We start from the raw sequence: 25834 nt of genomic DNA, 5'->3' as shown, positions 1-25834 counted from the left end.
CGATGCTCCCCTGCCGTAGCTTCGAGGAGGGACAAAAAGTGTTGTATTATCTGGTAAAAATAGTAAGCCGTTTTGTATGTATTTTGCCGCGAGCTTTACGGCGTAACCTGGGTATGGCTATTGGCAGGCTTTGTTGGCCGCTGGTATCGAAAAAGCGCCGGAAGATGGCTATTGATAACATCAGCCGTGGTCTTGGCATTACTGAGGAGCAAGCGGCAACCGTAGCTAAGACCAGTGGAATTCGTTTTGGACCGATGTTTATGGAAGTACTCCACATGCCCAGACTGAACAAAGACAACATTAATAAGTATGTCACCCTTAGAGGCAGTGAGCATCTTGAAGCTGCGCTTGCTAGGGGACGGGGAGTTGTACTGGCTACCGCACATAGTGGTAATTGGGAGCTTCTAGGGGCAGCGCTGGCCATGCATGGATTTCCTTTAGTGGCCGTAGTCCAGCGTCAGACCAATGCTGCCATGGATACCTTTATTAATGAATACCGTACCAAAGCCGGTATGCATGTCACCTATAAGCAAGGGGTGCGGGAAATGGTCAAGCTGATGGGATCAGGCAAAATTATCGGTTTGTTAATGGATCAAGACAATCACAGCGGTGGTGTATTTGTAGAGTTTTTTGGGCGTATGGCTTCCACGCCGCAAGGGGCTGCCGCACTGGCCAGACTGGGCAACGCCCCCATAGTACCGGCCTTTATCACCGAGAACCCGGATGGTACCCACATCGCCATCCTTCACCCACCTGTCCTGGTTACTAAAACAGAGGACCGTGCTGAGGATATCCGTAATACTACCCAGCACTTGACCCGAATTATTGAACAGCATATCAGACAGCATCCCCAGGAATGGTTCTGGCTGCACAACCGTTGGAAGACGGTGCCGCCTGATTTTAAAGATAAATGTTGTAAGTAGAAAAAGCGAGATTGCCACGTTGGTGCTCGCAATGACTGTAAAGGGAAACGGTACCACCATCCCGGTCATTGCGATGACAGCCCAACAGGGCAAACTTGCTTTTTTGTAAGATAAAAAAGTATAAGTTTTTTGAACCGCAGAGACGCAGAGTACGCAGAGGGAATGTTCTTGATATACATCTCCCCTCTGTGCTCTCTGTGTACTCTGCGGTTAGAGCCGTATCCTCAAGGGCGCGATAGCGCTTATTTATATATAACAGAAAGTAAAAAAATGCAGAGGCTGTTATTACCGCAAGGGACACAAAGTACACCAAAGTACGCAAAGGGTTAACGGTATCGTGGACTATAGCATTACTATTATATTAAAAATGTATATAAATTATATAGTAATTTTGATATACTTATTTACATAAAACTGATATATGTGATATAATGTACTCCAGAAATGGGGTGACTAAAACGTATGTTAAAAATGAAAATAATGAGAACAATTAGACGCATATGTAAGGATTCTATTCAACGAGACATTGTAACGCTGCTTACTGTAAGTGTAATTATCGGCTCATTGGTAGCTAGTTCGGTCTCCATGGCCGCTAATGCCTATTTTTCGAATACACTAGCCAGCCTTGTGGGTGACTATGGTGAATATGACTTAGTAATTCAAGTCAGGGAAGAAATGAAAGACGATACAGCCATACAGGTGAACAAGATTGTTGCCGAGGTGTTTCCTGGCGGCACGGTAACTCAAGGACCGACAGTTACCGGCAAATCGTTTTTTTATGTTACTCTGCCTGACCAATATAAAACCAAAGAAATATATGAAAATCTGTCGAAAACCTTTGGCAGCATCCCAGGCGGTGGCAGTGTCGGCATGATGACTGAGCCGCGCCTTAATATTCGCGGCGTGCCAGACGGTGCAAAGAACATGTTGATTGAGCGTATCATGCAAATGGAGGGTGTTCGGTTTGCTTTCCGTGATGGCAGCAGTGTTGGTGTTATTTTAACTTCACTGGATAAGTCGTCAGCTGTAAGCAACAGTATCAAAAATATTTTAAAAGACTATCAAGTTATTGAAATTACCTTTCCGGTAGGTAGCGAACCGGCCAATCCAGTACGTCTGGGTGAAGGTATTTCAGAAGCCATGCAAAAAGATCTGCACCTGGAATATGCACAGAATGTATCGATTGACGGCAAAAATGATGATATGACCTATATGGTCAGCACCATGATCGAATTGAAACGGTTCCTGTCAGCCTATGCTTCCCAAGTCACGCTAACCCCGGCTGCTGGCATTAAACTGGCAAAAGGGGATATTGTTGTCTTTCAGGGTCAGGCTGCGCAGCTGCCTCAGGCTGGACAAGTACCGGAAAAAAGCAATGTAATTGTGGAAATCACAGCTGCTCTTGCCAACGGCATGGCAGAAGGTCGTATCACCCAGGGTGATGCTTCCAAGTTAGGCAACACACCAGGTTATAAATTAGAAAAAGAGGTAGTTGGAGCGCAAACTGCTATCGCCACCTATAAAAATCCACGGCAGGAACTGGGAAATGCATTAGGCGAGACAGGTAAGCTTGTCGGACAAATTCCCGGTTTTGCCCAAGATGCCAAAAGCCTGAGCGGCATTGCGCTGGGTGCACTTGATAACTATGACGGCAGTGTAAACGCGTTAGCAGGCACTTTATCAAGTTTGCAGGTGGCAGGTGGTACCATTCAGGCTGCTACCAATGCTCTGGCTGGTATTGACACCCGCGGTATCCGTTATCAGCTTGACAGCTCATCCCGTAACATCGGCGGTTTGGTTACAAGTCTGCAGGTATTAAAGTTGCTCAATGGTGATGTCAACTCGACTATCAGCACGCTGACAGGGGCACAGCAAAATCTGGGCAGTTTAAGTTCCAGTTTGGCCTCTCTTGATAGTGTGGCAGCTAATGCCCGCCAGGCTAAATCAGCTATTGACAACATTGTTGCAAACGGAGAAACAACACTTGGTACATTGCGCGCTTTTGATGCGCAGGGAGCCAAGCGGGGACTGACAGATGCCAATGTCCGCCTTAATGGGTTACAGGAAATTAATGTGCCCTTGATTACAGCTCAGGTTCAATATCTGGCAAGCGCTGTGCCTAATCTTAAAGATGATGAAATCAGTCATTCAGTTACCTTACTGGATAAATTTATCGCCGGACAAGTTATTCCCGGTGCCAGGATTCAGATTTTGACAACCAGCAGTATCGGTACAGAGGCTGTGGCCCCTATTGTTTATGCACAGGCCGGACATAATAACGTATCACTATATTCGACTGCATTGGGTGTAATTGAACCCAACGCGCGCGGCGAGCTATACCAGGTGCTTAATGAAGTAAGAGGAGTGTTGGCAGGCATGACAGCCATCATTATCACCATTTTGTTCCTGGGACTGGACCACACAGCCATCATGACAGTCATTCGTCGTAAGCGCTTAGCGAAAAAGCTGCCTGCCACAGGCTGGCGCAAAGTAGCAAAGCGTATGACTGGAGCTTTTACTGCACCTGAGCGTCGCTATGGTATGGGCGTAGGTGCAGTTATGCTGACAGCCATGTTCATTCTCGCCGGCGGTGGTATTCCGTACCTGCCTTGGATTGGAGTGCCTATTATCGGTGCATTGCTTGGCTTGTTAGTGGCTGCCTATACCGAAAAGATTAGCCCGGTTGCCGGCGAAGAGGTTATGGCCGGTGAAGCACTGGGTCTGTCTCTCGACGAAGTCATGCGAGAGATTGTTATTCCCAGCGGCCGTCCAGGTCTTATGCAAAAGTTGAACCAACGTAAGGTAAAGTTTAAGTAATATGTGACTAGAATGGAGGTGAGCAGTATGCTTGCCATCCAGAACCTGTATAAAAAATTTGGCAGTCTGGTCGCTGTCAACAACCTTAGCCTGGAAGTGGCACCTGGTGAGACTGTTGTCATCATGGGGCCGTCAGGTTGTGGTAAGTCAACAACCATCAGGACAATTAATCGCCTGATTGAACCAGATAGTGGCTCGATTGTTTTTGATGGCAGGGACATTACCCAATTAAGGGAGGATGAGCTAAGAAAGGTGCGTAAGCGTATCGGCTATGTATTTCAGCACTTTAATCTTATCAATCGTCTTAGCGCGATTGAAAACGTTATGCTGGGATTAGTTATGGGGGGACAAGCCAAAGAGGAGGCCTATGACAAGGCACTTGCTGCCATGACCAAAGTAGGTATGGAACAGTTGCAGGACCATAAACCAGAGCAACTGTCCGGCGGTCAGCAGCAACGGGTAGGCATTGCCCGGGCGCTGGCCTTTGAACCAGAACTCATGTTGTGGGATGAGCCTACTGCATCCCTTGACCCCATGTTAGTAAGAGAAGTTCTTGTCGTTATGGAGGAACTGGCAAAATACCGGGCGGCCACTATGCTGGTGGTGACCCACGAAATTGCTTTTGCACTACATGTAGCAGACCGTATTGTGCTGATGGAAAAAGGCACTGTCGTAGAGTCTGGTATTCCCAGCCAAGTGTTTGTTAATCCGGTTTCTCACGTTGGCCGTCAGTATAAAGAACTTATTGAGTACCAACTCAATACCAGTGCCCGTACACTGGCTGGTAAATGTATTGCATAACTATTCGTTTCCTTAAGTTTATTAACATACTTGCACAAAATCTCAATATCCTGTAAAATTAATTGGACTTAGACAACTCAGGAGGAAACCTATGGATCGCCAAACCACAGTAGCTTCGCGAGTAACTTATACCGGTATCGGCTTGCATTCAGGGCGGGATGTAACCATTGCTTTGAACCCGGCACCTGCCGGTAGCGGCATTGTATTTGCCCGGACTGACCTTACTGGTATACCTCATGTTGCGGCTAAGGCAAGCAACGTAACCAATACCATGCGGGCAACTACGCTCGAGGCTGGCGAGGCCAGAGTTTTTACCGTGGAACACCTATTGGCTGCGTTTGCCGCGATGGGTATTGACAACTGCCTGGTGGAAATTTCCTCTGTGGAACCACCGGTAGCTGACGGCAGTTCCTTGCTTTTTCTTAAACTATTTGAAACAGCAGGCATCCAGGTACTCTCTGAACTGCGTCGTCCGCCCATTATCATTGAACAAGCCATAACAGTGCGCTATCCTGAAAAATTTATTACTATTTTACCTTATGACGGATTTCGCATCACCTTTACTTCAATTAACCCGCACCCACTGTTAGGCGTTCAGTTTGGTGACTATGAAATAACTCCTGAAGTTTTTGCCCGGGAACTGGCTCCGGCTCGTACCATCGGTTTTATGCACGAGGTAGAGGCCCTTAAAGCACAAGGGTTGGCTTTGGGAGGCAGTCTGGATAATGTAGTAGTATATGATGATGAAAATTGCTTAACGCCGCTACGGTTCTCTGATGAACTGGTCCGGCATAAAATTTTAGATGTAATTGGCGATTTGGCATTAGCCGGCCGTATTGCCGGCCATGTTATTGCCGTAAAGTCAAGTCATGCGCTTAATACGGCGTTAGCCAAAGAGATTGTAAAAGCAAGTATGTGATGAAGATTTGAGGAGGCGTTTCCTAGATGATTTTGACAGCAACAGAGATTCAAGCCATTATTCCGCACCGTTATCCTATGCTACTGGTGGACCGTATTATTGAACTTGAACCAATGAAACGGGCGGTAGGCATAAAAAGTGTAACCATCAATGAACATTTCTTCGCAGGACATTTCCCGCAAAAACCGGTTATGCCGGGAGTTCTTATATTGGAAGCTATGGCCCAGGTTGGCGGTGTAGCTATGCTATATCCTGAGGAAAACCGTGGCAAGCTGGCTGTTTTTGGGGGGATGGAGCGGGTTAAATTCAGAAAACCGGTTACGCCTGGTGATCAGCTCCTAATGGAAGCTGAGGTTCTGAAAATTCGCGGTTCAATCGGCAAGTTATGGGCACAAGCCTCTGTTGACGGTCAGGTTGTGGCGGAAGCCGAATTTTTGTTTGCACTTACAGCAGTATAATGATTGAAAAACGGATATAAATACTGAAAGACGGTTGATAAATGCCAGTAATGTACGTATTTTAGAGAGTATGGCTTTATTTTGCCCAAAATCGGCATGTCATTTTTCGACTGTCCAGTCGGAATATATATAACAATAAACGACATATATAATATGCTTATATAGTTCTAATTCTAGTGGGGAGTTGATTTTGATATGAAACCGGAATCGGTGGTAATACCATTGCATAAAATACATGAAACAGCAGTAATCCATCCCAATGCCCGGATTGGTAAAGATGTAGAAATCGGGCCTTATGCCGTTATTGGCGAAAATGTGCTCATAGGAGACGGTACGCAAATTGGCGCTCACGTAGTGGTTGACGGTTGGACTAGTATTGGCAAAAACTGCGTAATCTATCCCAGTGCCTCTATCGGCGCTGAACCGCAAGATTTGAAATTTCGTGGCGAAAAAAGCTACGTGTTTATCGGGGATAATACCAAGATCCGTGAATTTGCTACAGTTAATCGCGCTACCGGCGAAGGGGAAGAAACCCGGGTTGGTTCTAATTGCCTGCTGATGGCCTATACTCATGTTGCTCATAACTGTATTGTTGGCAACCATGTAATTATGTCCAATGCTGCAACCCTGGCTGGTCACGTAGTTGTAGAGGATCGTGCCGTTATCGGTGGTTTGGCCGGTGTGCATCAATTTGTGAAAATTGGCCGGAATGCGATGATTGGCGGTGCTTCCAAGGTTGTACAGGACATTCCGCCGTTCGTAATTGTTGACGGTCATCCGGCTAAAGTATGCGGCTTAAACAGTGTTGGTATCGCTCGCGCCGGTGTGGGCACAGTTGCTCGCAGCAACTTGAAAAAAGCCTATAAAACGCTCTATCGTTCCGGCCTTAGCCTGCCTCAGGCCATTGCCGTAATGGAACAGGAACTGGAAGCCTGTGAAGAAGTCGAGCATATGCTGCGGTTTCTTCGCAACGCAGAACGCGGTATTTGCCGTGGACGCAGGGAATCAGATAATTAGGAGTGCATAGGTAAATGCTACTCAGCAAAACCTATAGGTAAAGAGAGTACAGGATAACAGTGCTTGATGCGGCAGTGTGCCGCATCAACTACATAAGGTGGGAAACCATTATGAATATAATCGGATTAATTGCCGGAATTGGCCGGTTACCAGTAGAATTTGCCCGTGCCGCTCGCGGCATGGGTTTTGACGTGATAGCCATAGCTGTGGCACCAGGGGTGGAAGCAGAACTGGAACAAGCCGTCACCCGTTTTTACACAATTGGCCTGGGTGAGTTGGATAAGTTGATTGGTCTGCTGCAACAAAACGGCGTACAGCAAGTTACTATGCTGGGCAAGGTTACCAAGGAGCATCTCTTCAGCGGCACAGCGCGCCCGGATGCGCGTATGCAGCAGTTGTTAGCCAAACTGCCGGATTTGAATGATGACACTGTCATGCTGGCGCTTGTGCAGGAATTTGCTAAAGCCGGTGTGGGTGTGCTTGACCAGACGCAGTTTATTCGTCAGCTTATGCCGCCGCCCGGTGTACTTACAAACCGCCGGCCCACTCCGGGGGAACAAGCTGATATGGAGTACGGCCTGGCTATGGCCCGTCAACTTGGCGGTTTGGATATTGGTCAAACTGTTGTTGTAAAAAATAAAGCTGTTATGGCTGTGGAAGCTATTGAAGGCACCGATGCCTGTATTAAGCGGGGGGGAGAACTTGGTTGCGGCGGTATTGTAGTGGCCAAAGCTGCTAAACCACAGCAGGATACCCGCTTTGATGTTCCCAGTGTGGGGCCGGATACCCTAAAAACCATGATTGCTGCAGGGGCAGTAGCTTTGGTTATCGAAGCAGGCAAGACATTGTTAGTGGATAAAAAGCAGGTTGTTGAATTAGCTAACATGAATAACATAACCATCGTTGCTATGCAATAGGGGGGACACCACCATGAAAATCATGCTCTCAGTCGGCGAAGCCTCAGGTGATATGCATGGCGCCAGTGTGGCGACCGCCCTCAAACTTTTGCAGCCGGATATTGAACTTTTTGGCATGGGGAGCAAAGCCATGCGGTCTGCAGGCGTACGAGTAGATTATGATATTGCCGGTCAGGGAATTATGGGCTTAGTGGAAGTTGTAAAAAATTTAGGAAAGCTATTTGAACTGCGGGATAAGCTGGCGGCCCTTATGGACCAAGAACGTCCGGATGCGCTTGTTGTTATTGATTATGCGGACTTTAACATGCGTCTGGCAAAAATTGCAAAAGCAAAAGGGATTCCGGTTGTGTCGTATATTTGCCCTTCAGCGTGGGCGTGGCGGCGCAGCCGGGCCAAAGGGGTGGCCGGGACAGTGGATAAAGTTGCGGCCATTTTTCCCTTTGAGGCTGAAGTATACGAAGAGGCCGGCGCGGATGTTACTTTTGTTGGTCATCCACTGGTGGATATTGTAAAACCGGCTATGACCAAAGAAGCTGCTTATGAGCACTTTACAGCCGATCAGAACCGGCCGCTTGTATTGTTAATGCCAGGCAGCCGACAACAGGAAATTGTCAAACTACTGCCGGTAATGCTGGGGGCCAGTCAGATAATACGGAAAAGGCTGCCGGACTGTCAATTCTTTTTACCTGTAGCTTCGACAATTTCCCAGGCAATACTGCAAGATATAATAGGCAGTTATCAAGTGCCTGTTACCTTAACAACCGATTATACCTATGACCTAATGGGTTTGGCGAATGCCGCCATAGCAGCTTCTGGAACAGCTACCCTGGAGACGTCCATCATGGGAGCGCCTACGGTCATTATTTATAAACTTGCTCCGCTTACCTATTTTCTAGGCAAGTTTTTGGTTAAAATACCTAATATCGGGTTACCAAACATTATTGCCGGGCGCCGTATTGTCCCCGAATTACTGCAAGATGATGCTAATCCAGAGAACATTGCGGCCGAAACGCTGAAAATTCTTACAGATAGTCAAGTTTACACTAAAACGCAGGCAGACTTGGCTGAAGTAAAAGCAAAGCTTGGCCAAACTGGCGCCGTGAAACGAGTCGCAGAGGTCATCTTAGAAGTAGCGTGCAGAAAAAAAGAGGTAACTACATGAAGCTTTACTTACGACTAATCAGCTACATACGTCCCTATTTGTCGCGATTTGCGCTGGCTATTGTGTGTATTTTAGTTGCTTCCGGCGCCAACCTGTACGTGCCTTGGATTATCAAGGATGTAATTGATGGCGTCCTTGCTTCCAAAGATATGGCGATGCTCAACAAAATTGCCATCGGCATCGTAGTAGTGTATATGGTGCGTGGTGTTTTCTTTTACGGCCAGACCTATTTAATGTCCTTTATTGGACAAAAGGTCATTATTGATATCCGGGAATCCGTATACCGTCACTTGCAGCGATTATCCTTATCCTATTATGAAAAACGCCAGACGGGAGCTATCATGAGCCATATTACCAATGATGTGGGCGCTTTGCAGAATGCGTTGGTTGACAGTGTAATTGAACTGTTTACCGAAGGCATGACACTGCTGGGCTCCATGGCTGCTATGTTCTACCTGCACTGGAAGCTGTCGCTGCTGACCTTTATTGCGTTACCACTGGTGGCGCAGGCCATTACGATTTTTGGTAAACGTCTCCGCATTTCCAGCCGGGTCATGCAGGAACGGGCGGCTGATATTACCTCTGTTCTACAGGAAACCATTGCGGCAGTACGGGTTATTAAGTCCTTTGTCCGTGAAGACTACGAGATAGGACGCTTTAATCGTGAAAACTATTCCAACTTTCGCGCCCAGATGAAAACGGCCCAAATCATGGCTACGCTGACCCCGGTTGTTGAATTTTTGGTCGCTATTGGAATTACCGTTATTATCTGGTATGGTGGCACTGAGGTCATCAATGGCAGTCTGACAGCAGGCTCGCTGATTGCCTTTTTAATTTACGCCGTTAATATCAGTAATCCCATCAAACGTCTTAGCCGGGTGTATGGCAACATCCAACGGGCCCTGGCCGCGGCACAGCGCGTTTTCGATGTCCTTGATACTGTGCCTGAAATTCAGGATTTGCCGGGAGCCAGGGAGTTGCCGCGTATTACCGGGCGGGTAGCCTTTGAAAATGTTGATTTTTCTTATAAACCAGGTGAACCGGCACTTAGCAACGTATCTTTAGTGGCCGAGGCCGGACAAATGATTGCCATTGTCGGACCCAGTGGTGCCGGAAAAACTACGATTGCCAACCTTATTCCCCGCTTTTATGACCCAATTGCAGGCCGTATTACTATTGATGGCTATGATATTAAAACCGTCACCCTGAATTCCTTACGCGAACAAATTGGCATCGTGCCGCAGGAGACAGTGCTCTTTAACGGCTCGGTCTATGAAAATATATTGTATGGCGATCTTGCAGCTAATAAAGATCAGGTGATTGCAGCGGCCCAGGCTGCCAACGCCCATGAGTTTATCATGGCAATGCCTGAAGGGTATGATACTCAGATTGGTGAACGCGGCTCCAAGCTCTCAGGCGGACAGCGCCAACGTATTGCCATTGCCCGGGCTATTCTCAAAGATCCCCGTGTACTGATACTGGATGAAGCCACTTCGGCGCTTGATACCGAAAGTGAAAAACTGGTGCAGGGAGCACTTGATAAGCTGATGGTTGGCAGAACCTCGTTTGTTATTGCTCATCGTTTATCTACCGTTCAGCGCGCCGATGTTATCTTAGTTATAGAAAAAGGCCAAATTATCGAATGTGGCTCCCATACCGAATTAGTGGCGGCAGGAAGTCTGTACAGCAAACTGTACCAAGTGCAATTTGCCGATAAGTAAGAGGCGAGGTATCAATATGTATTTTATTTACAATATCCTGGCAGTCATACTAGTCATCCTGGTATTGCCTGTATTTGTTGTACGTTTTGTCCGGGAAAAGGGGATTGCAGAGCGGGTGAAGCAGAGCTTCGGCGTCTTGCCGGTCGAAACCCTGGTAAAAGTTGCCGGCAAAGAGGCTATTTGGGTACACGCCGCGTCAGTTGGCGAAATTGTGGCGGCAAGTCCGATTGTTAAAGAAATACGGCGGGAGCTGCCAGGTATCCCTATTGTGGTATCGGTAGTTACTGTTAGTGGTTATGCTATGGCCAAACGCATTATTCCGGAAGCAGACGGTATTATCTTTTTCCCTTTGGATTTACCGCTTCTTAGTTATTCGGTTGTTGCCAAAATCAGGCCACAGGCTTTTTTGATGGTAGAAACCGAAATGTGGCCGAATTTTCTCAAAGCTGTCCGGAAATTCAATATACCGGCCATGATGGTTAATGGCCGGATTAGCGACAAGAGTGTAAATCGCTATATTTACTTTGGACGGGTACTATCTGATATGCTGGATACTGTTGTCACATTTTGCATGCAATCCAACATTGATGCCCAATATATTACCCGGTTAGGCGCCGATCCGGCCCGGGTGGTTGTTACCGGTAATACCAAATTTGACCAAAGCTATACTGAACTTAGTCTGGAAGATAAGAGCCAACTGCTCTCATCCCTGGGGCTACGCAGCGCTGATCAAATCCTGGTAGCAGGCAGTACTCACCGGGGTGAGGAAGAGTTGCTGTTTCCGGCCTTCAATGAGGTTCGCGCACAATTTCCCCATACCCAGTTTATAGTTGCTCCGCGTGAACCATTACGGGCCGATGAGCTTGTTGAGTTAGCAGCCAAATATAACTTTATTGCTGTAAGGCGTACCAAAATGCCAGGCAAACTGGCCGGGAACCCTGATATGATCATTGTTGATACCATCGGCGAATTGGGGAAAATCTATGGTCTGGGTGATATTGTCTATGTTGGCGGCAGTCTTATCCCCCATGGCGGTCACAATATTTTAGAACCAGCCGCTCATGGGAAACCTATACTAGTCGGGCCGCATATGTTTAATTTCAAAGAGACATATGCGCTGTTTTCTGAGCGAGGGGTATGTCTGACCGTTCGTGACAGTGCCGGTTTAGCCGAAGCAATGCTCAAGCTGCTGCATAATCCTGAGCAGAGACAAGCGATTGGTCAGGAAGCACTTATGATTATCAACGAAAATCGTGGCGCTTCGCATAAAAGTGCCTTGTATTTAAAAGAAATATTGCAGCAAAAAATAGCTCTGATAAACAGGCAGCAGTGAAAGTCCAAGGAAAAGGCGGAAACTATATGATGAATCAGCGGGAAGCGCTCCAGGTATATCTATATAAACTAGTGCACGGCGAGAAACAAAGTTTGTTAGCAGCCGTGATTATTGGCGTGCTTCGCTTCATGTCTTTCATTTATGGACTGGGAGTACAGTGCAAGCTGGCATTGTATCGCTGGGGTGTTCTGCAGCGGTACAAACTTCCCTGTAAAGTTATCAGTCTGGGGAACATTACTGTCGGCGGGACAGGCAAGACCCCGACGGCTCAGCGCCTGGCGGCTTTTATTCGCGATAAAGGATACCGGGTTGTCATTCTTAACCGGGGATACCGGGCTGGCTGGAAGGGCCAAGTTGGTGTTGTGTCTGATGGTCATAAAATTTACATGACAGTTACCGAAGCAGGCGACGAGGCCTATCTGCTTGCCAAGAGCCTGCCAGGCGTACCGGTAGTCATTGGCCGCAACCGCTCCATTACCGGCGCTTACGCCGTAGAGCACCTAAACGCTGAAGTCATTATCCTGGATGATGCTTATCAGCATTGGCAGCTGGAACGCGATCTTGACATTGTGCTAATTGATACCATCAATGTTTTTGGTAATAACTTTTTACTGCCAAGAGGCACATTACGCGAACCGCTCACCAACCTGAACAGAGCCAATGCCTTTCTATTGACCAAGGTGGATCAGTCTACCGACACGGCCAGAGACGCCATCAGGGAGACCTTGCGAAAATATAATCCGGCAGCGCTAATTATTGAGAGCACCCATACCCCGCGGTGTTTTATTGAAATTGAAGAATGGTACAAGGGGGTTCGGTCGGAAACAGTGCCTTTGGAAGTCATTAAAGGTTGCTCAGTTTTCCCATTTTCGGCCATTGGCAATCCATCCTCCTTTGAACAAACCATTACTGATTTATACGGTAAAATCGTTGCCGCTGCCCGCTATCCGGACCACCACGACTATACCATGGCCGAGATGCAGGTAATCATGCAAAAAGCAGTTGATAACAAGGCCGAGGCATTGATTACCACCGACAAGGATGCTGTTAAAATTCCTGCCGAATTTATTCACTCTGAACGGCCTCTGCCAGTGTATGTATTGTCTATTGAAGTCAGATTTCATGACGGCTATGAAGAACTAAAGGACATGATAAAAAATGTAGCCAAACATAAAGAGGCGTGAGAGTGCTAAAGCTTTGATTTGGAGGCAAAAACCATGAACATACTTTGTGTAATTCCTGCCAGGTATTCATCCACCCGCCTGCCAGGCAAGCCGCTAGCCCTGATTGCCGGCAAACCCATGATTCAGCGGGTCTATGAGCAGGCAAAAAAAGCCAAACGGCCAACAGCCGTGCTAATAGCCACCGACCATGAGCTAGTGTACCAGACAGTTCAGGACTTTGGCGGCCAGGTAATGATGACTTCGCCTGACCACCCTACAGGCACTGACCGTTTGGCTGAGGTGGCCCAAGAACACCCGGAAGCGGATATTATTATCAACGTCCAGGGAGACGAACCGCTCATTGCACCTGAAGTTATTGATTTATTAGCAGGTGCTTTTGATAAGGATCTTGAACTAAATATGGCCACCCTAATGACAGAAATGGATAAAAATGAGTATAATCTGCCCAGTGCGGTCAAAGTAGTGGCAAGCCTTACCGGCTATGCCCTGTATTTTTCCCGTTCACTCATTCCGTATCCTCGCAGCAATAAACTGCCGGGTGGTTTGCCGGTGTACAAGCATATTGGCATCTACGCCTATCGCCGCGAATTTCTGCTTAACTATGCCGCTCTGATCCCGACCCCGCTCGAACAGATGGAATCTCTGGAACAGTTACGGGCGCTGGAACACGGCTATAAGATTAAAGTACTTAAAACCGACTTTAAATCCATCGGCGTAGATACCCCGGAAGACTTAGAAAAAGTGAACGAATATTTTAGGAGGTGTAATCTATGAACACAGTACAGATTAAAAACATCACCGTTGGTGGGCAAAGCCCTATTGCCCTGATTGCCGGGCCCTGTGTTATTGAAGATGCCGAACGTACCTTAGCGATCGGTCGGGCAATCAAAGCAATTGCTGACCGCTTGCACATTCCCTATATCTTTAAAGCTTCTTATGATAAGGCCAACCGTTCTTCCTATAACTCTTTCCGCGGCCCTGGTTTGAAAGAAGGCCTGCAGATCCTGGCTCATATAAAAAAAGAGTTAGATGTACCTGTAGTGAGTGATATTCATTGCATTACCCAGATTGAAGCAGCCGCTGAGGTGCTTGATATTCTGCAGATTCCCGCCTTTCTTTGCCGTCAGACTGATTTGGTATATGAGGCCGCCCGCAGCGGCAAGGTTATCAATGTAAAAAAAGGCCAGTTTCTCGCTCCACTGGATATGAAAAACGTTATTGCCAAAATAGAAGAAGCCGGAAACAAAAATATCCTATTGACTGAACGTGGCGCAACCTTTGGCTACAACAACCTGGTAGCCGACTTTCGCGCTTTGCCGATTATGCGTTCGCTCGGTTATCCGGTGGTATTTGACGCCACCCATAGTGTGCAGCTTCCTGGTGGTGCCGGCACGACCTCCAGTGGCCAGCGTGAATTTGTGCCTTACCTGACCCGCGCTGCTGTCGCGACAGGCATTGATGTACTATTTATGGAAGTACATGATAACCCGCCTGAAGCCAAATCAGACGGCCCCAACATGCTCTACATTGACCAAGTGGAGGCTTTACTGCAAGATGTATTAGCCATTGATAACGTTGCGCGGAAACACAAGTAACCAAGGAGGGAATTCTCATGCCAATTGAACATGCGCGCGCCTGCCTGGAACTTGAAGCGGAGGCTATCCGCGCATTAATTCCCAGGATCAATGACCAATTTGCCGCCGCGATGAACATGATTTTAAATTGTCATGACCGGGTGATAGTTACCGGTATGGGCAAATCAGGCATTATTGGTAAAAAGATTGCCGCAACCTTGGCCAGCACCGGTACGCCGGCCTTTTTTCTTCATCCTGCCGAAGGCATTCATGGTGACTTAGGCATGGTTACAGCCAAGGATATTGTTATCGCCATTTCAAATAGTGGTGAAACCAACGAAGTGATTGGTCTGCTGCCGGCTCTCAAACGGATTGGTACGCCCATTATTGCCATGACCGGCCGGAAAGAATCTACACTAACCCAAAATGCCGATATTTTTCTCGACGTTGCAGTGGAACGGGAAGCTTGCCCGCTTGGCTTGGCACCTACCGCCAGTACCACAGCCGCTTTGGCAATGGGAGATGCCTTGGCGATTGCACTGTTATCAGCACGCAAATTTACGACCGAGGATTTTGCCTTATACCATCCAGGTGGTGCATTGGGCCGCAAATTGCTGCTAACAGTTGAAAACGTTATGCATGGCGGTGAAGAACTGCCAATAGTAACACCAGATAAGACCGTAAAAGAAGCTTTATTTTCCATTACCGCCAAAGGACTTGGCGCAGTCCTTGTTGTTGAGTCACTGACTACCATGCAGTTGGTAGGGCTGTTAACTGATGGCGACATTCGCCGCAGTCTGGAAAAAGGCCATGAATTTCTCGATAAACCGGTAGCCGGGCTGATGACGAAACAGCCACGCACCATTACCAAAGATAAACTAGCTGCTCAGGCGCTTAACATGATGGAAAAAAATCAGCCGCGCCCTATCACGCTGCTGCCAGTAGTTGACAGCGAATTTCGGGCCATTGGAATTATTCACCTTACTGACTTATTACGTCAAGGAGTGGTATAATGAATAATAGCCATCATGCTAAGCAGATTAAATTAATCATTTTTGACGTTGACGGTGTGTTAACAGAAGGACATATAATCTTTGGTCAGGATGGTGAAGCGCTGAAAGCCTTCCACTGCCAGGATGGCATGGGTATTGCACTGGCCCACAAGGCCGGTCTCAAGACAGCGATCATTACCGGACGCGAGAGCCAAATTGTACACCGGCGGGCCAACGAGCTGAAAATTGGTGATATTCACCAGGGCGCAGCCGATAAAGTGATTGCCTTGCAGAGCCTTATGGAAAAGCATTCCTTACCCCTTGAACAGATTGCCTATGTTGGCGATGACATTAACGACCTGCCGGTCATGGTACAGGTCGGGCTGCCTTGTGCGGTAGCCAATGCTGTGCCGGAGGTTAAAGCTGTTGCCAGATATATCGCCACCCGCCAAGGCGGCAACGGCGCTGTCCGTGACATTATCGAGTATATTTTGAAATCCCAAAATGTTTGGGACAAAATTATCAGCGAGTATATGGTTTCAGACCGGTTTATGATGACCCAGTAATTGAAGTAGTGCAGGAGGTGGAGGATGTTTAGAAATGTTCAGCAGCAACAATGCCGATGGGCGTTTATAAAAACAGCCGGAGCACATGTCAAATGAATGGCAATACCATACTTGGAAGCTAGTTAGCCGTTTCGTGTGCTTGCTGCCACGTTCTGTCCTATTGCCCTGCGGCAAATTGCTAGGCCGTCTATATTACCGCATTGCCGCCAAACAGCGCAACCGTGCTCTTAGGCAGATCAAAGAACGTCTGGGTTTAACTCCGGAACTGGCAGAAGCAACCATCAAAAGCTCCTTCATTAAGCTTGCCCAGACTTTTATAGAGGTACTCTATATGCCTGCTTTAACCAAGGAAACATTGGCAAGCTATGTAACCATTGAGAATCGCCACTATCTTGCCGACGCGCTGGCCCAGCAAAAAGGAGTTGTCTTTTTAACTGCTCATATTGGTAACTGGGAATGGTTTGGCGCAGCATTGGCTATGGCTGGTTTTCCTGTTGCCGACATTGTCAAACGTCAGCCCAATGACCAGCATACCCGTCTTTTGAACGAAAACCGACAGCTATTTGGCATTGAGATTTTTGCCAGTGGCACCAGTGAAATCATTGGTGCTGCCAAAGCTCTGAAAAAAGGCAAGATGCTTGCCTTTTTTGCCGATGGTGACGCCGGTCGTGATGGTATATTTATTGAATTCTTTGGCAAGCAAGCTTCAACCCACCTGGGACCGGCCGTATTTGCCCGCAAATTTAATTCGCCGGTAGTGCCGGGCTTTATTACCCGTAACCCGGACGGCACACACCGTATCCAATTACAGCCACCTATTTACTATGAAGACACCGGCAATCCTGATGCCGATCTATATAATCTGACAGAACGTACGACCAAAATCATTGAGTCCGCAATCAGGACCTATCCTGACGAATGGGTCTGGTTTAAAAAGCGCTGGAATACAGAGGTGAAGTCTCAGTGAACAAAATGGCATATGTAAGCCTTGCCTGTGCCTTACTGCTCGTAACTGGGGGACTTTATTATTTTTTCCGGGAAGAACCGGTGCTGCCTGATAACACTCCAGCCGTTGAGCAAACCACACCACAACCGGCGTCTAATCTAACCTTTGCCGGATCTTCCATTGTTGAAGAGAAAAATGGCCAAAAGGTATGGGAATTAAACGCTGAAAGTATCGAAGTTGATGCAGGTGGCAAGTTGGTTTTTCTTAAAAAACTTAAAGGAATATTCTATCAGGAAAAAGGCGGTAAAGTGGATATTATTGCCCAAGAGGGTATTCTTGATACCAAGACTCATGACATTACCTTGCAGGGGGATATCAAAGCCACCTCCAGCGAGGGTGCTGTATTTACGGCTCCCCAGGGCCGCTATGAGGAACAATCCAAGACCTTTTCCGGCACAGGCGGCATCACCTTAACCCGGGGTGATACCATCATCACCGGCGACAAAATCGATGCTGATACCAACCTGGAAAAAGTAAAAGTCCAAGGTAACGCCAAGGTAGTAACAGGAGGCTAACAAATAATGATGAAAAGTGAAAAGCGAGTTTGCTTTGTTATTGCATTATTCATAAGTGCTACATGTCTATTCGCCATGGCGGCGCCGCGGCCTGAGGCCAAAACACCGGTTGAACTTGTTGCCGATACTATCGACTATGATGCCAAACAAGGCATTATTAACGCCACCGGCACGGTTCGTATAACCCAAGGTGAGGCAGTAATCACAGGTGCTAAAGCCCAGTACAACACCAATAGCCAGGAAGGGCGCATTACTGGCGGTGTCACAGCTGTAAATCAGGATGTCACCCTAACAGCTGCTGAAGTGGAAACCTACAAAAACAACACCTATCTTATTGCCAGCGGTGATGTCGTACTGACAAAAGGTGAAAACCGCCTTACTGGTCCCAGAGTGGAATACTCTGCCGATACGCAATATGCATTAATTCCCCAAAATGGACAAATCGAGCTGCCGGACGGCACCATGACAGCCGACAAAATTGAAGCCTTCCTGCCGGAAAACAGAGCAATAGGCACTGGCCTTGTCCACTTAGTCAGCCCGGTCCGTAAATTAGATGCTACCGCCAATACGGCCACCTATTACGGCGAGCCCAAAGGCCAGAGCAAAGTCATTTTAAACGGCAATGCCCGCGCCATTCAGGAAGGCAATGTCCTGACAGGTGAAACCCTCACTATACGCCTTGATGAAAAAGCTATGGACTCCCAAGGCGGCCGCAGCAAATTAGTTATTACACCGAAGTAATCAAAATAGAGCAAGGATGTTGCCGATATGTATATTGAAACCCGCGATTTAATAAAAACGTATAAAAACCGCAATGTAGTCAACGGTGTCAGCCTTCGTGTTAACCAGGGTCAAATCGTCGGCCTATTAGGTGCTAACGGCGCAGGCAAGACAACTACCTTCTACATGATTGTTGGCTTGGAACGCCCCAACAGCGGCAAAATATATATTGACAACCAAGATATTACCAGCCTGCCTATGTACCAGCGCTCTCGTTTCGGTATCGGCTATTTGCCCCAGGAAGCCTCGATTTTCCGTAAAATGACAGTAGAGGATAACCTCATGGCCATCCTGGAAACAACAGCGCTTACTTCAGCCGAACGCCAAGACAAAATGAACAGTCTGCTGGAAGAATTCAACGTCACTCATGTTCGTCAGCGTCAAGGCTCCGAACTGTCAGGCGGCGAACGCCGCCGGGTGGAGATTGCCCGGGCCCTGGCAACCGACCCAAAATTCATCTTACTGGACGAGCCCTTTGCCGGTGTTGATCCCATTGCTGTTGCGGATATCCAGGAGATCATTGCCTACCTCAAAGAACGCGGCATTGGCGTACTCATTACCGATCATAACGTCCGTGAAACCTTAACCATTGTTGACCATGCCTATATCTTAAACGAAGGCCAAATCCTCATCGCCGGCGACAGTGATACCATCGCCACCAGCGAAATTGCCAAGAAGTACTACCTGGGTCAAAATTTCACCCTGTAACAGTGAGATTGCTGCGTCGTACCTGCAGCAACGTCACTCCGACGCTAACTTACACCAAGTAGGAGAAGCTAATGCGTATACTTGACAAATATATCATCAAAGAGATGCTGGGGCCGTTTGTTTTCGGCGTAGCCGCCTTCGCAAGCATTTTTATCGGTACCAATGTACTCGTTAAGTTGACCAAATATATAACCCAATATGACGCACAGGTGCTAACTGTCGTTAAGCTTTTTATTTATAGCCTGCCTAGCATTATAGTCCTGACCTTTCCCATGGCCATGCTGCTGGCATCGCTCCTGGCCTTTGGCCGGTTATCAAGTTCCAGCGAAATAACAGCCATGAAATCAGGCGGTCAGAGCTTTACCCGCTTGGCTGTTCCTGTGCTTATTGCTGCATTTTTTGTCAGCGCGGCAGCCGTTGCATTCAATGAAGCTCTGGTGCCGGCCGCTAACACAGCCTATAATAACATTGTGCGCTATGAGGTAGAAAAAAATACTGGTCCCCAAATCCAGGAACACATTATTATCAAAGACATTAAACAAGGTGAGTTGGAACGGATAACCTATGCCCGGAATTTCATAGAAGAAACCAGCACCATGAATAAAGTAGCTGTTCAGCAGTATAAAGACAGCCGGCTTGTGCGGGTAGAGAACGCGGAAAAAGCTGTATGGCAGAATAATCAATGGCTGATGATTGAGGGTACAATTACCGAGTTTTCGGCTGAGGGGCGGGTAGAACGCACGCTCAAATTTGCCGAACAGGTATTGCCCATAGAGAAGAATCCGGTTAGTATATCACGGGAACAAAAAGACGCCGAAGATATGTCCATACAAGAACTCAGGGAGCATATTTCAGTATTAAAGCAGGAATATGTGGCAACAAGCGCGTATGAAGTAGAATTATATCAGCGACTGGCTATTCCACTTGCCAGCTTTGTTTTTGCCATGATTGGCACGCCGCTCGGGTTATCATCGCCTCGTTCCAGTTCATCGATTGGCCTTGGCCTGAGCATTATCATCATTTTTATATACTATATCATCCTGACGATAGCGACAGCCTTAGGAAAAGGGGGAGCCATTGATCCGTTTTTGGCAGCTTGGATGCCTAATATCATTGGTATCCTGGCAGGTATATATTTAGTATCCAAATCTTCGCGATAGAAGGGAGGGAGCACCATGTACGGGTTAGCGATAATCGCCATTATTGCTATTATGGGTGGAGCCATTGCCTATATTGGCGACAAACTGGGCACCAAGGTGGGCAAGAAAAAACTAAGTATGTTTGGCCTCAGACCAAAACATACATCAATCATTGTCACTATTGTTACCGGTATCCTGATTTCTGCCACAACCCTTGGCTTTATGACCGCCGTGTCATGGGATGTGCGCACAGCCCTCTTCGGTATGGAAGAACTCAAAGCTGAACTCCTGGACCTAACTACAGAAGTTACCTCAAAAACAACCGAACTGGAAGCCAGCCGTGCAGCTTTGGACGCCAAAAATGCTGAATATGCCGCCATCAGTACAAAAGTAAAACAAACAGCAGAGCAACTTACCCAAATCATGGACGAACTTACCAAAGTAACCGCTGAACGTGACCGCACTATAGCCGCCCTAACCACTTTGCAGGCCGACTATGCCGTGGCGCAAAGCGATTTGGTTAGCTATCAGGAAAATATCAAAAATCTCCAGGCCATTAAAGATGAATTAGATCAACGGGTTGCCGGGCTTAATAGCCAAATCGGTGAATTAAACACCGCCAAGACCGCGTTGCAAACAGACGTTGACCGTCTTAATGAGTTGACCTCCAATCTGAAACAAGGCTTGCAGATTGTCCGGAGAGGTACTGTGGTATTCCGGGCCGGTGAAATGCTTTCGACTTCCATTGTTCGTGGCGGCCAGTCACAGGAAGACACGACCAAAGAGCTGGGCGGTGTAATCTATAATACCAATCAACATATCCTTGACAAGCTAAATGTTACCGATAAAAAACTAGAAATCCTATGGATTGCCACGTCAGAGTTTAACCAAGCAATAAAACAGATCACTGAAACCAATCAAGAGGTCATTGTCCGTATTTCGACTGTCGGTAACACCATCTACGGTGAACCAGTCATTGGCCAGATTGAACTGTTTCCCAACTATCTTGTATATAGCCAGGGAGAAGCTATATACAGCGAGACTGTTACTATAACCACCGATGAGCTGGCAGAAGAGATGGTTATAGCCTTCCTGCAAAAAGTAAATACAGCTGCCGTAACCAAAGGCATTCTCTCTGACCCTATCCAGGGTACAGTTGGCAGCATGAGCGGATCACAGCTATTTAACACCATCAGCAAGGTTAAGCGTCAGTCTGGAAACATAGAACTCACTGCCGTTGCCCAAAATGACACCTATACCGCAGGCCCGCTGCAAATAGAAATAAGAATCAAGAACGTGTGGTAGTCCTTCGGCATTAACAAAATATACTAGTCAAGAATCCTGTTTATTAAGCAGGATTCTTTCTTTTTTATGCGAATATATACAAGCATAAAGATTGATTATGTAAAGTTAATAATCGATCCAGACACAATCCTGTAATTCCTGCAAACCTTTACCAATAAAGGAGTTTTCCAAAACATACCTTACGGAAACAAGCAGGAAACATTGCAACTGTGTCGAAGTTATGTTAATATAAAACCTGCGGAATGCGGCAGGTGCGTATCGAGAATAAGCCCTGCAGAGAGGAAGGACCAGATTGAGGAAACGTGGATACTCATTTGAACCCCTCCCCCTTGAGCGGGTGACTCTTCCGGTATGCCGGTGGCAACACCCGCATAAATAAGAATATTTCAAGGGGGATTTTTTAAATGAACAAAAGACTTCTAAAAGTGGTTGTGACTAGTGCTCTTACTGTAGCTTTTGCCGTTCCGGCCTTTGCGAATCCTTTCACCGATGTACCTGCAAAACACTGGGCTTATGATGCAGTAAACAAACTGGCGCAAGCTGGCGTAGTAGCTGGTTATGGCGATGGTACCTTTAAAGGCGACAAAACCGTTTCCCGTTACGAAATGGCTTCCATGGTTGCTACTGCGATGCAAAAGAACCTTAACAACGACCAAAAAGAAATCGTTGACAAATTATCCCAGGAATTTGCTACTGAACTTAACAGCATGGGTGTCAAAGTTGACAATCTAGACAAAAAAGTGGACAACCTGGTTAAAATCTCTGGTGACGCACGTGTCCGTTATGGTAATGGCGACAGCTTTGACAACACAGATTTCCGTGCCCGTGTAAACTTTGACGGTAAAATCAACGACAATCTGAAATTCAATGCTCGTCTGACTAGCGGCAACATGGGATATAATAGCGACTTCAGTGGTTCAGACTTCGATAACACTAACACCATTAAGCTTGACACAGCTAACGTAACTTTCGATGCTCTTGGCCTGACTAATACAATTGGCCGTCAAGATCTGGTACTTGGTAATGGCTTCCTGCATGACTCCGGTATCACTGGTATCGCTTCCCAGGCTGGCAACCTGAAAATGTTTGCCGGTAACCTGAAAGACACCAACAAAGTCTATGGTGCTGAATATGGTATGAAACTTGGCGCAGCTGATGTTACTGCCGACTATGTAAATTACGATATTGACAATAATAGTGTAGATGTTTATGGCGCTAACATAGGCATTAAACTGACTAACAGTGTAACTGCTCTGGGCGAATTCTATAATGTTGATGATGGCACAACAGATGGCAACGCTGCTGCTTATGGTTTGAAATTCAACAAACTTGGTTTAACAGCTCTGTATCGTGACGTAGAAGACGGTGCAAACTCTCCTTACTCCACCATCCACAGTGATATCCAGAACCTAAAAAATGAAAACGGCTACAAAGGTCTTGAAGTAAGATATGACCGCGCAATTGCTAAAAACACTACTTTGAACCTCAAATACCAAGACTTTGAAAAACAAGATGGTACTGAAATCGACGGCGGCGCTCGTACCCAGGCTGCTATCAACGTAAAATTCTAATAAAGCATTCTGCAACTCAAAGGACGCCTGCGGGCGTCCTTTTTGTATTCTACTTATAGATATGATAAAATAAAAAAAGGAAACTTTTGCAAAGTGTATGCATATAGTTAAGGAGAGGCGGATGAATAAGTGGCACAAAACATAGTTATAGCTATTGACCCAGGCCGGGAAAAATGTGGCATTGCCGTAGTACATAAAGAGCAAGGCGTTATTTACAAAACTATTGCTGCGACAGTTGACCTGTCTGGCGTTGTGACTACTCTTGCCACAACTCATAATGTATCTACTGTCGTTATCGGTGACCGCACTACCTCTCATACCGCGCGAGCGACCTTAACAGGGATCAAAGTTAACGGACAAAAAATCACCATCATTCCGGTCAATGAGCACCATTCTACCGATGAGGCCCGCAAGCGCTACTGGGTAGAGCATCCCCCCAGGGGTATCAAACGCTTGCTGCCAACCACCATGCAAGTTCCGCCTAAACCGGTAGATGATTATGTTGCTGTAATCCTGGCTGAACGCTATTTTGTAGGGCGATAGCCATTTTTGGAAATTTTTTTAAAAAAGAAAAGCAAAAATAGGTATAATGTGGTATAATAAAAACATAATAAATATTTATTTAATATTACAAATATTTGTAATATTAAAGTATAGGGGAATATTTTTGGTCTTTACGCTTGTAAACTCAAGCGCATAGATAAGAGCACAAGCTAAAGAAGAGAATTTGAGGAAACGTGGACACTCAGATAGTCTCTTCTTAGGTAACTGCTCACAAGAAAAAACCTAAGGGGGAAACAACACAATGAAAAGAAAAACAGCTATGGCTCTTGCAGCAGTATTTGCAATGAGCGTAGCAGGAACTGCGCTGGCCGCTCCTGCTAATCCTTTTGTCGACGTACCGGCAAACCACTGGGCGTATGATTCGATCAACAAACTTGCTCAGGCAGGCGTAATCTCCGGTTACGGCGACGGCACCTACCAAGGGAACAAAACTCTAACCCGTTATGAGGTTGCTACTATTGTAGCTAAAGCTATGGCTAACAGCGACAAAGCTGACGCTGCAACCCAAAAAGAAATTGATGCTCTGAAAGCCGAATTCGGCGCCGAACTCAACAACCTCGGCGTTCGCGTTGACAACCTGGAGAAAAATGCTTCCAAAGTAAAGTTTACTGGCGAAGTTCGGGTGCGTTATGATAACCAAGATGAAAAAGCTATTGACTGGATGGATATGGACCGCACTAGAGAATGGACTCGTTTTCGGTTAAACATGGAAGCGCCGATAGACCAAAATGTTACATTTCATGGCCGATATGAAACAGAAACAAACTGGGGCAGCGGCAACGACTCTGAGTCTAAGCTGACTCACGCCTATATTGATGGCAAAATTGGTGAGCTAGGCTATAGCTTTGGTCGTCAGCCTGTCTGGTTAGGCCAAGGTCTGATTGCCGATATTGATAGTAATAATGATGGTTTATTTTTAAGCGGCGGCAACAAAGTTAAGGTTGCCGTAGGTGCCTTTAAAAAAGAGGGTGAACTCTGTTACTTTGGCGCTGGCTATGATATGAATTTTGTTGCTGCCAATATTGATGCTCAGTTAAATAAAAACCTCAACATGACTGCATCCTATCTTGCTGACAAAGATGATGATTTGTATAAAACTACGTCAGTTGGCTTGAAGTATACTGGAATTAAAAACTTCACTGTAACCGGCGAGTATGGCGAGAATGATTCTGATCTTGCTAATCTTGCTAACGGCGATAAAGCAAAAGCCTGGATGGCTCAGCTTAAATATCGTGGTGCCCAAAGTGAAAAAGTAGGCTCCATGGGCGTTTGGGTAGGTTACAGAAGCGCTGAATTTGGTTTTGATCCTGGCGAATTGACCACCCTTGAATCTGGTAGATATGAAGATTTTACTTATGGCATTCTTGACAATGTTAAAGGTGCTGAATTTGGGGTTGAGTATACTGTGTTTAAAAACGGTGTACTGACAGTTCAGTATAATGATTTGGAATATAAAGATAATCTGGGTGGTATAAACAATAATAAGGAAAGTTTCTTCACTCACCTAACTTACACTTTCTAATAACATAACATAAGTAAAAAAACCGCTAACTTAAGTTAGCGGTTTTTATTTTATGCGTAAGCGAATAGAGGTCATACCATTGGAGAAATAAAAATATCGTTTATGTTAACATTTTCTTAACATACAGCAGGAAATATATCTCACGACGTAGAATATACTGCATAGTGAGGAATATATTTCAAGGTAAAGGGAAAATCCCATAAAGTTAACTACCTGGTCTTTACGTCTGTCAAAAGGCAGGCGCTTAGATAAGAGTACAAGCTAAAGAAGAGGATTTGAGGAAACATGGCCACTCAGATAGTCTCTTCTTAGGTAACTGCTCAAAAATTAAAAAACCTAA

The 25834-nt window shown here is 46.5% G+C and carries 24 protein-coding genes; all 24 read left to right on the top strand.

Annotated features, from left to right (window positions below; translation table 11 throughout):
* Window positions 1-38 precede the first annotated feature (38 nt).
* The 24 genes from AC1ECB_RS17385 (at window position 39) to AC1ECB_RS17270 (ending at window position 25494) form a co-directional block, all read left to right on the top strand.
* Window positions 39-923, top strand: a complete 885-nt coding sequence (locus tag AC1ECB_RS17385) for a lysophospholipid acyltransferase family protein (protein ID WP_485664955.1) — start codon at window positions 39-41, stop codon at window positions 921-923.
* 462 nt (window positions 924-1385) lie between these two features.
* On the top strand, window positions 1386-3740 hold the full coding sequence (locus tag AC1ECB_RS17380; protein ID WP_485664954.1) for a hypothetical protein: 2355 nt from the start codon (window positions 1386-1388) through the stop codon (window positions 3738-3740).
* A 27-nt stretch (window positions 3741-3767) separates the two neighbouring features.
* Window positions 3768-4541: an amino acid ABC transporter ATP-binding protein gene (locus AC1ECB_RS17375; RefSeq protein WP_485664953.1), complete on the top strand. Its 774-nt coding sequence runs from the start codon at window positions 3768-3770 to the stop codon at window positions 4539-4541.
* Window positions 4542-4632: 91 nt separating this feature from the next.
* On the top strand, window positions 4633-5460 hold the full coding sequence (gene lpxC, locus AC1ECB_RS17370) for a UDP-3-O-acyl-N-acetylglucosamine deacetylase (protein ID WP_485664952.1): 828 nt from the start codon (window positions 4633-4635) through the stop codon (window positions 5458-5460).
* Between the two features lie 26 nt (window positions 5461-5486).
* Window positions 5487-5918, top strand: a complete 432-nt coding sequence (gene fabZ, locus AC1ECB_RS17365) for a 3-hydroxyacyl-ACP dehydratase FabZ (RefSeq protein ID WP_485664951.1) — start codon at window positions 5487-5489, stop codon at window positions 5916-5918.
* A gap of 195 nt (window positions 5919-6113) precedes the next feature.
* Window positions 6114-6935: an acyl-ACP--UDP-N-acetylglucosamine O-acyltransferase gene (gene lpxA / locus AC1ECB_RS17360; protein ID WP_485664950.1), complete on the top strand. Its 822-nt coding sequence runs from the start codon at window positions 6114-6116 to the stop codon at window positions 6933-6935.
* Window positions 6936-7045: 110 nt separating this feature from the next.
* Complete coding sequence (locus AC1ECB_RS17355; RefSeq protein ID WP_485664949.1) at window positions 7046-7852, top strand: LpxI family protein; 807 nt, start codon at window positions 7046-7048, stop codon at window positions 7850-7852.
* A gap of 13 nt (window positions 7853-7865) precedes the next feature.
* Window positions 7866-9014, top strand: a complete 1149-nt coding sequence (gene lpxB, locus AC1ECB_RS17350; protein ID WP_485664948.1) for a lipid-A-disaccharide synthase — start codon at window positions 7866-7868, stop codon at window positions 9012-9014.
* Window positions 9011-10735, top strand: coding sequence for an ABC transporter ATP-binding protein (locus AC1ECB_RS17345; RefSeq protein WP_485664947.1), 1725 nt, complete (start codon window positions 9011-9013; stop codon window positions 10733-10735). The genes lpxB and AC1ECB_RS17345 overlap by 4 nt, the downstream gene beginning before the upstream one ends.
* Before the next feature lie 16 nt (window positions 10736-10751).
* Window positions 10752-12068: a 3-deoxy-D-manno-octulosonic acid transferase gene (locus tag AC1ECB_RS17340; protein ID WP_485664946.1), complete on the top strand. Its 1317-nt coding sequence runs from the start codon at window positions 10752-10754 to the stop codon at window positions 12066-12068.
* Between the two features lie 26 nt (window positions 12069-12094).
* The gene (lpxK, locus tag AC1ECB_RS17335; RefSeq protein ID WP_485664945.1) at window positions 12095-13252 is read left to right on the top strand and encodes a tetraacyldisaccharide 4'-kinase; all 1158 of its coding nucleotides are present in this window, start codon (window positions 12095-12097) and stop codon (window positions 13250-13252) included.
* A 33-nt stretch (window positions 13253-13285) separates the two neighbouring features.
* Window positions 13286-14026 (top strand): 3-deoxy-manno-octulosonate cytidylyltransferase, encoded by a 741-nt coding sequence (gene kdsB / locus AC1ECB_RS17330; protein ID WP_485664944.1) that lies wholly within the window; start codon window positions 13286-13288, stop codon window positions 14024-14026.
* Window positions 14023-14847 (top strand): 3-deoxy-8-phosphooctulonate synthase, encoded by an 825-nt coding sequence (gene kdsA, locus AC1ECB_RS17325; protein ID WP_485664943.1) that lies wholly within the window; start codon window positions 14023-14025, stop codon window positions 14845-14847. Before kdsB ends, kdsA begins: the two co-directional genes overlap by 4 nt.
* A 17-nt stretch (window positions 14848-14864) precedes the next feature.
* A complete protein-coding gene (locus AC1ECB_RS17320) occupies window positions 14865-15839 on the top strand; it encodes a KpsF/GutQ family sugar-phosphate isomerase (RefSeq protein WP_021169305.1) in 975 nt (324 codons plus the stop codon).
* Window positions 15839-16384 carry a KdsC family phosphatase gene (locus AC1ECB_RS17315; protein ID WP_485664942.1) on the top strand — a complete coding sequence of 182 codons (546 nt, stop codon included), beginning with the start codon at window positions 15839-15841 and terminating at the stop codon, window positions 16382-16384. The genes AC1ECB_RS17320 and AC1ECB_RS17315 overlap by 1 nt, the downstream gene beginning before the upstream one ends.
* Window positions 16385-16469: 85 nt before the next feature.
* Window positions 16470-17351, top strand: a complete 882-nt coding sequence (locus AC1ECB_RS17310; protein WP_485664941.1) for a lysophospholipid acyltransferase family protein — start codon at window positions 16470-16472, stop codon at window positions 17349-17351.
* A 5-nt stretch (window positions 17352-17356) separates the two neighbouring features.
* The gene (gene lptC, locus AC1ECB_RS17305; protein WP_485669363.1) at window positions 17357-17905 is read left to right on the top strand and encodes an LPS export ABC transporter periplasmic protein LptC; all 549 of its coding nucleotides are present in this window, start codon (window positions 17357-17359) and stop codon (window positions 17903-17905) included.
* Window positions 17906-17911: 6 nt separating this feature from the next.
* Window positions 17912-18646 carry an LptA/OstA family protein gene (locus tag AC1ECB_RS17300; protein WP_485664940.1) on the top strand — a complete coding sequence of 245 codons (735 nt, stop codon included), beginning with the start codon at window positions 17912-17914 and terminating at the stop codon, window positions 18644-18646.
* 27 nt (window positions 18647-18673) lie between these two features.
* Window positions 18674-19393, top strand: a complete 720-nt coding sequence (gene lptB / locus AC1ECB_RS17295; protein WP_485664939.1) for an LPS export ABC transporter ATP-binding protein — start codon at window positions 18674-18676, stop codon at window positions 19391-19393.
* A 71-nt stretch (window positions 19394-19464) separates the two neighbouring features.
* A complete protein-coding gene (locus tag AC1ECB_RS17290) occupies window positions 19465-20553 on the top strand; it encodes an LptF/LptG family permease (protein WP_485664938.1) in 1089 nt (362 codons plus the stop codon).
* A gap of 15 nt (window positions 20554-20568) precedes the next feature.
* Window positions 20569-21837, top strand: coding sequence for a DUF3084 domain-containing protein (locus AC1ECB_RS17285; protein WP_485664937.1), 1269 nt, complete (start codon window positions 20569-20571; stop codon window positions 21835-21837).
* A gap of 404 nt (window positions 21838-22241) precedes the next feature.
* Window positions 22242-23408, top strand: coding sequence for an S-layer homology domain-containing protein (locus AC1ECB_RS17280; protein WP_485664936.1), 1167 nt, complete (start codon window positions 22242-22244; stop codon window positions 23406-23408).
* A gap of 129 nt (window positions 23409-23537) precedes the next feature.
* Window positions 23538-23951, top strand: coding sequence for a RuvC family protein (locus AC1ECB_RS17275; protein ID WP_485664935.1), 414 nt, complete (start codon window positions 23538-23540; stop codon window positions 23949-23951).
* Between the two features lie 262 nt (window positions 23952-24213).
* Window positions 24214-25494: an S-layer homology domain-containing protein gene (locus AC1ECB_RS17270; RefSeq protein WP_485664934.1), complete on the top strand. Its 1281-nt coding sequence runs from the start codon at window positions 24214-24216 to the stop codon at window positions 25492-25494.
* Window positions 25495-25834: the final 340 nt, after the last annotated feature.

Source organism: Sporomusa sp. 246TCP1, assembly GCF_057319775.1.
This window is presented reverse-complemented; position numbering and strand designations above follow the sequence as displayed.

Excerpts from the sequence above, each read along its gene's own strand:
- AC1ECB_RS17285 (WP_485664937.1), top strand. The coding sequence starts at position 20,569 with ATGTACGGGTTAGCGATAATCGCCATTATTGCTATTATGGGTGGAGCC.
- fabZ (WP_485664951.1), top strand. The coding sequence starts at position 5,487 with ATGATTTTGACAGCAACAGAGATTCAAGCCATTATTCCGCACCGTTAT.
- lpxC (WP_485664952.1), top strand. The coding sequence starts at position 4,633 with ATGGATCGCCAAACCACAGTAGCTTCGCGAGTAACTTATACCGGTATC.
- AC1ECB_RS17345 (WP_485664947.1), top strand. The coding sequence starts at position 9,011 with ATGAAGCTTTACTTACGACTAATCAGCTACATACGTCCCTATTTGTCG.
- lptB (WP_485664939.1), top strand. The coding sequence starts at position 18,674 with ATGTATATTGAAACCCGCGATTTAATAAAAACGTATAAAAACCGCAAT.
- AC1ECB_RS17355 (WP_485664949.1), top strand. The coding sequence starts at position 7,046 with ATGAATATAATCGGATTAATTGCCGGAATTGGCCGGTTACCAGTAGAA.
- AC1ECB_RS17300 (WP_485664940.1), top strand. The coding sequence starts at position 17,912 with ATGATGAAAAGTGAAAAGCGAGTTTGCTTTGTTATTGCATTATTCATA.
- AC1ECB_RS17310 (WP_485664941.1), top strand. The coding sequence starts at position 16,470 with ATGTCAAATGAATGGCAATACCATACTTGGAAGCTAGTTAGCCGTTTC.
- lpxB (WP_485664948.1), top strand. The coding sequence starts at position 7,866 with ATGAAAATCATGCTCTCAGTCGGCGAAGCCTCAGGTGATATGCATGGC.
- lptC (WP_485669363.1), top strand. The coding sequence starts at position 17,357 with ATGGCATATGTAAGCCTTGCCTGTGCCTTACTGCTCGTAACTGGGGGA.
- AC1ECB_RS17280 (WP_485664936.1), top strand. The coding sequence starts at position 22,242 with ATGAACAAAAGACTTCTAAAAGTGGTTGTGACTAGTGCTCTTACTGTA.
- lpxK (WP_485664945.1), top strand. The coding sequence starts at position 12,095 with ATGATGAATCAGCGGGAAGCGCTCCAGGTATATCTATATAAACTAGTG.
- AC1ECB_RS17320 (WP_021169305.1), top strand. The coding sequence starts at position 14,865 with ATGCCAATTGAACATGCGCGCGCCTGCCTGGAACTTGAAGCGGAGGCT.
- AC1ECB_RS17375 (WP_485664953.1), top strand. The coding sequence starts at position 3,768 with ATGCTTGCCATCCAGAACCTGTATAAAAAATTTGGCAGTCTGGTCGCT.
- AC1ECB_RS17340 (WP_485664946.1), top strand. The coding sequence starts at position 10,752 with ATGTATTTTATTTACAATATCCTGGCAGTCATACTAGTCATCCTGGTA.
- lpxA (WP_485664950.1), top strand. The coding sequence starts at position 6,114 with ATGAAACCGGAATCGGTGGTAATACCATTGCATAAAATACATGAAACA.
- AC1ECB_RS17380 (WP_485664954.1), top strand. The coding sequence starts at position 1,386 with ATGTTAAAAATGAAAATAATGAGAACAATTAGACGCATATGTAAGGAT.
- kdsA (WP_485664943.1), top strand. The coding sequence starts at position 14,023 with ATGAACACAGTACAGATTAAAAACATCACCGTTGGTGGGCAAAGCCCT.
- AC1ECB_RS17290 (WP_485664938.1), top strand. The coding sequence starts at position 19,465 with ATGCGTATACTTGACAAATATATCATCAAAGAGATGCTGGGGCCGTTT.
- AC1ECB_RS17270 (WP_485664934.1), top strand. The coding sequence starts at position 24,214 with ATGAAAAGAAAAACAGCTATGGCTCTTGCAGCAGTATTTGCAATGAGC.
- AC1ECB_RS17315 (WP_485664942.1), top strand. The coding sequence starts at position 15,839 with ATGAATAATAGCCATCATGCTAAGCAGATTAAATTAATCATTTTTGAC.
- kdsB (WP_485664944.1), top strand. The coding sequence starts at position 13,286 with ATGAACATACTTTGTGTAATTCCTGCCAGGTATTCATCCACCCGCCTG.